This window comes from Sinomonas sp. G460-2, assembly GCF_047759905.1.
Lineage (GTDB): Bacteria > Actinomycetota > Actinomycetes > Actinomycetales > Micrococcaceae > Sinomonas.
In genome coordinates, this window is the sequence record NZ_JBKZWT010000248.1 from 1 (window position 1) to 5,437 (window position 5,437).

At 67.8% G+C, this 5,437-nt stretch carries 5 protein-coding genes; 3 read left to right on the forward strand and 2 right to left on the reverse strand.

All coding sequences use genetic code 11. The annotated features are described in order from the left end of the window. Nucleotides 1-34: 34 nt before the first annotated feature. Together iolB and ACLN58_RS17190 are read right to left on the reverse strand one after the other, a co-directional pair. Entirely contained in the window at nt 35-949 is a 915-nt protein-coding gene (gene iolB, locus ACLN58_RS17185; RefSeq protein WP_415856466.1) for a 5-deoxy-glucuronate isomerase, read from the reverse strand. Nucleotides 950-982: 33 nt separating this feature from the next. Next, nucleotides 983-1,723, reverse strand: a complete 741-nt coding sequence (locus ACLN58_RS17190) for a GntR family transcriptional regulator (protein WP_415856467.1) — start codon at nt 1,721-1,723, stop codon at nt 983-985. A gap of 306 nt (nt 1,724-2,029) precedes the next feature. On the opposite strand from ACLN58_RS17190, the gene ACLN58_RS17195 reads away from it, so the two are divergent. The 3 genes from ACLN58_RS17195 to ACLN58_RS17205 are packed head-to-tail and all read left to right on the forward strand — an operon-like array spanning nt 2,030 to nt 5,148. Beyond that, entirely contained in the window at nt 2,030-3,019 is a 990-nt protein-coding gene (locus ACLN58_RS17195) for a substrate-binding domain-containing protein (RefSeq protein ID WP_415856468.1), read from the forward strand. Nucleotides 3,020-3,079: 60 nt separating this feature from the next. Next, nucleotides 3,080-4,138, forward strand: coding sequence for an ABC transporter permease (locus ACLN58_RS17200; protein ID WP_415856469.1), 1,059 nt, complete (start codon nt 3,080-3,082; stop codon nt 4,136-4,138). A gap of 26 nt (nt 4,139-4,164) precedes the next feature. After that, complete coding sequence (locus tag ACLN58_RS17205) at nt 4,165-5,148, forward strand: ATP-binding cassette domain-containing protein (RefSeq protein WP_415856470.1); 984 nt, start codon at nt 4,165-4,167, stop codon at nt 5,146-5,148. Nucleotides 5,149-5,437 lie beyond the last annotated feature (289 nt).

Here is a 5,437-nt window from a genome sequence, read left to right on the forward strand (position 1 = left end):
GGTGCGTCACCCGCGGGAGGTGACCCCTGGATGGTTAGGCCGTGAAGGGGAGGCGCCGGTCGATGTCCTGGCCCTCCCAGGTACTCCTGATCCAGCCGTGGTGCGGGTCGTCGCTGATGAGCCAGTCGCGCACCCGGCCGGGGCCGGCCATGACGTTGAGGTAGTACAGGTCGTACCCGGGGGCCGCCATCGCGGGGCCGTGCCAGCCGTAGGGGACTAGGACGACGTCCCCGGTCCGCACCTCGGCGTTGACGTCGATGGGCCGCGCGTCCGAGGCGTAGACGCGCGCGTAGCCCACGGGGTCCTGCCCGGCGGCGTCGCCCGCGGAGCCACGGCCGACCGGGGAGCCAGGGGCCAGACGCGTCTCGAAGTAGTAGATCTCCTCGAGCGAGGTCTCGCCGTCCTTCTCCTCGTCGTGCTTATGAGGAGGGTAGGAGGACCAGTTGCCAGCAGGCGTGATGACCTCGCACACGATGAAGCGGTCCGCCTCGAGCGCGGCCGGCGTGCCGAAGTTGTGCACCTGGCGCGAGCAGTTGCCCGCGCCGCGCAGCTCGACGGGGGTCTCCTCGGCGCGCACCAGGCGGGTGGGGTACTCCACCTTGGCGGGCGCGAGGGCGACGGCGACGCGGCCGCCGCTTGTGCTCGAAATCTCCACGGCCTTCCCGATTCCCGTGTAGAGCACGTCGCTCGGGCCCGCGAAGACGGAGGCGCGCCCGCGCAGGGAGTAGGCATCGCCGTCGACCGTTGCCGCGAAGGTGCCCTCGAGCGGGACGACGATGCGCTCCTCGTCGGCGGCTTCGAGGCGAATAATCGCGCCGGCGGCGAGTTCGGCGACCTTGAGGCCCGTGTATGCCCAGCCGCGCACGGGGGTCGCGCTGTCGTGGGCGCCGAGCGAAACCTGCCAGGCGTCGTCCGCGGCGCTGCCGAGGGGGTAGACCCACTCTGCCATGTGTTTACCTTTCGGGTCGGTCCCGGCCTGCCGTCAACGCTGGACCAGGGTCATCTCGAAGCTGTAGGAGTCGGCCCGGTACACGTGCCGGCCGGTCTCGACGTTGCGGCCCGTGTCATCCACGGCGGTGCGCTCCATGGTGACGAGCGCGGAACCCGCCGAGGTCTGGAGGAGCTCGGCCTGGTACTCGTCCGCCACGGTCGCGCCGATGCGCTGGTTCGCGAGCCGGAAGTTCACGCCCGCCTCGCGCAGGATCTGGTACATGCCGCGCTGGCGCAGGCCCTCCTCGGTGAGCTCGGCGACGTCGTCGCGCACCCAGTTCTCCATGAGGGCGAGCGGCTTGTCTCCCACCGAGCGCAGGCGCGTGAAGTGGTAGACGCCCACGCCTGGCGGGAGCTGGAGCGTGTCCGCGATCTCGGCTTCGGCCGGGCCGTGCCGGAACGCGAGCACCCGCGTGGTGGGCTCCTGGCCGCCCCGCGAGAGGTCGTCCCACAGACTCGACAGCTCGAGGTGCCGGCGCACCTGGCTCGACACCACCTGGGTCCCGACGCCGCGCTTGCGGACGAGCAGCCCGGCCCGGACGAGTTCGTCCATGGCCTTGCGCATCGTGGGGCGCGAGAGGTTGAGTTGGGCCGCGAGCTCGATCTCGTTCTCGAGCTTGGATCCCGCCTCGAGGGCGCCGCTGCGGATCATCGCCTCGATGCCCTGGACCACCTGATGGTAGAGCGGTACGGGGGACGAGCGGTCGATGGGGATGTTGAGGCTGGTGGCCATGACCCCTCCTTGGGCTGGCGGTGGGCCTACGCCCTGCTTCGCATGTTTATTTGATAGGACAAATATCCTAGGTTGATCCTAACACTATGATCCGCGTCACGTCAGCGATTGCGGCTCTTTGGCGAGGGTGTCGCGAAAGTATGCCCAAGGTGACAAATGCGCAGATCCATCGTGGAGCGTTCCACGTAAAAGTACTTATGTGTGGACAAAGTGTTGACATTGGTGACGCGCATCACCCAAGATCTAGCCAAGGCTGAGAGACCGCGGAGAGCGGTCCGGCCAGGCCATGGATCGAAGGAGATTCTCGTGACCAAATTCTCGTGGCGCCACGCGGCGATCGCGGCGCTCGCAGTCCCGATGCTCGCCCTCTCGGCCTGCTCCGGCGGGGGGAAGCAAGAAGTCAGCAGCAACAGCGGCGGCGGGCAGGCCGCGTCGACGCCCCGCATCAAGGTCGCCCTCATCACGCACGCCGCGGCAGGCGACACGTTCTGGGACATCGTCCGCAAGGGCGCCGAGGAGGCGGCTTCGAAGGACAACGTGGACCTTCAATACCTCAACGACCCCGAGGCGGGCCGCCAGGCCCAGCTCGTCCAGCAGGCCATCGACCAGAAGGTCGACGGCATCGCCGTGACCCTCGCGACCCCCGACGCGCTCAAGGACGTGGTCAAGAAGGCCACCGACGCGGGCATCCCGGTGGTGAGCCTCAACGCTGGCGAGGACGTCTCCGCCAAGCTCGGCGCGTTCACCCACTTCGGCTCGAACGAGAAGCTCGCGGGCGAGGCAGTCGGCACGAAGCTCGCCTCGCAGGGCTTCAAGCACCCGATCTGTGTCATCCAGCAGCAGGGACACGTTGGCCTCGAGAACCGCTGCGCAGGCGTCAAGACGAAGGTGCCGGGCACCGAGATCCTGTACGTGAACGGCCAGGACATGACGTCCGTCCAGTCGACGGCGACGGCGAAGCTCCAGGCCTCGAAGGACGCAGACGTGATTGTGGGCCTCGGCGCCCCCATCACCATCACGCTCCTCAAGTCCGTCACTGATGCGGGCAGCTCCGCGAAGGTCGCGAGCTTCGACCTCAACGCCGAGCTCGCCCGGGACATCGTGGACGGCAAGGTCATCTTCACGGTCGACCAGCAGCCGTGGCTCCAGGGCTACATGTCGGTCGACGCGCTCTGGCAGAACAAGCGCGGTGGGTTCAAGCTCGGTGGTGGGCAGCCCGTCCTGACCGGGCCGACCATCGTCGACAAGTCCAACGCGGCCGACGTCCTCAAGTTCGCCCAGCAGGGCGTCCGCTAGATCAGGAAAGGGCCGCGCAGCGCCTCGCGCCGCGCGGCCCGACCGACAAGGAGTCTTCCCATGGCAACAGCAACCCTGCCGTCGGCCCCTGCCCCGGCACCTTCCGCGGACGAGAGGATCGGGCGCCGGAGCCCGTTCCAGAAGCTCCTGGGGCGCCCGGAGGTCGGTGCGCTCGTGGGCGCGATCGTCCTGTTCATCTTCTTCTCCGCGGTCTCGAGCACGTTCCTGCAGCCGAACGCGTTCGCGACGGTCCTGTACGGGTCCTCCACGATCGGGATCATGGCGGTCGGGGTCTCGCTGCTCATGATCGGGGGCGAGTTCGACCTCTCGGCCGGCGTCGCCGTCATCTCCTCGGCCCTGACCGCGTCCCTCTTCTCGTGGAACTTCGGCGTCAACGTGTGGATCGGGGTGCTCCTGGCCCTCGTCGTCTCCCTCGGCATCGGGTTCGTCAACGGGTGGATCCTGGTCAAGACCAAGCTCCCGTCCTTCATCGTCACCCTGGCGAGCTTCCTCATGCTCACCGGCCTGAACCTCGCTCTCACGCGCCTCATCGGCGGCGCCGTGTCCTCGCCGTCGATCGCGCAGATGGACGGATTCGGTGCGGCGAAGGCGATCTTCGCCTCCTCGGTGAATATCGCCGGCGTCGACATCAAGGTCACGGTCTTCTACTGGATCGTCCTCGTGCTCATCGCCTCGTGGATCCTGCTGCGCACCCGCGTGGGGAACTGGATCTTCGCGGCCGGCGGGGACGCGAACGCGGCCCGGGCCGTGGGCGTCCCGGTCACCCGGACCAAGATCGGCCTGTTCATGGGCGTGGGCTTCTGTGGTTGGCTCCTCGGAATGCACAACCTGTTCGCGTTCGACGCCGTGCAGTCCGGCGAGGGCGTGGGCAACGAGTTCCTCTACATCATCGCCGCAGTCATCGGCGGCTGCCTCCTCACGGGCGGCTACGGCTCGGCCGTGGGCGGGGCGATCGGGGCCTTCATCTTCGGCATGGCCAACAAGGGCATCGTCTACGCCCAGTGGAACCCGGACTGGTTCAAGTTCTTCCTCGGCCTCATGCTCCTGCTGGCCACGATCGTGAACCTCATCGTGAAGAACCGGGCGGAACGGAAATGACGGACGGCACCAAGGAAGGTCGCATCATGGAAGCCCAGAACAGCTCGCCCGCCGAGGCGAAGGCCGAGGCCCAGGCGGAAACCCGCGCCGAGGCCAAGGCCCGGAACATCTCCAACGCCGAGCTGCGGGCCGGGTCCGGGGAGACCGACCCGCTCACCGACCGCGCCGTCCACCTGCTCAAGCTCGACGCCGTGGGCAAGCACTACGGCAACGTCATCGCCCTGCGGGACGTGACCATGGCCGTGGACAACGGCCGCGTCACGTGCGTGCTCGGCGACAACGGCGCCGGGAAGTCCACGCTCATCAAGATCATCGCGGGCCTGCACCAGCACGACGAGGGCACCTTCAGCATCATGGGCGAGCCCCGCAAGCTGAGCAGCCCGCGGGAGGCCCTCGACTCCGGCATCGCCGCCGTGTACCAGGACCTCGCGGTGGTCTCGCTCATGCCGATCTGGCGCAACTTCTTCCTCGGCTCCGAGCTCACCACCGGCTGGGGCCCGCTCAGGCGCATGGACGTGAACCGGATGAAGGAGATCACCAAGAAGGAACTGGCGGACATGGGCATCGACCTGCGCGATGTCGAGCAGCCCATCGGCCAGCTCTCTGGTGGCGAGCGCCAGTGCGTCGCGATCGCCCGCGCGGTGTACTTCGGGGCCAAGGTCCTGATCCTGGACGAGCCCACGGCGGCTCTGGGCGTGAAGCAGTCCGGCGTGGTGCTGCGCTACATCCTCCAGGCCCGCGACCGGGGCCTCGGCGTCATCTTCATCACCCACAACCCGCACCACGCCTTCCCCGTCGGGGACCGGTTCCTGCTCCTGAAGCGCGGGCGCTCGATCGGCTACTACGACAAGAAGGACATCACCCTCGAGGAGCTCACCGCCCAGATGGCCGGCGGCGCGGAACTCGCCGAGCTTGCGCACGAGCTCGAACAGCTCGGCGGCCACAGCGAGGCCCTCGAGGAAGCCAAGGCGGACATCGAGACTGTCGGCATCGACAGCGCCACCGCCTGAACCCGCGACTGGCCACATCTCACCTCGGCTTCCACGAACGACGGCGCGGCCCGGCACCCAGCCGAGCGGCGCCGTCGTCGTTCGTTAACGCCTGCATCGACTGCTGGGTAACTGTCGTTTTGGGGCCTCAAAACGACACCTACTCAGCAGTCGATGAACTAGAGTGTGAGCCGAGCAGTCTTGGAACGTTCCCACATCACTGAGAAGGGACTCAGCATGACCATCCGAGTGGGCGTCATCGGCGCCGGCATCATGGGCGCGGACCATGTGCGCAACCTCGCGGGCACCG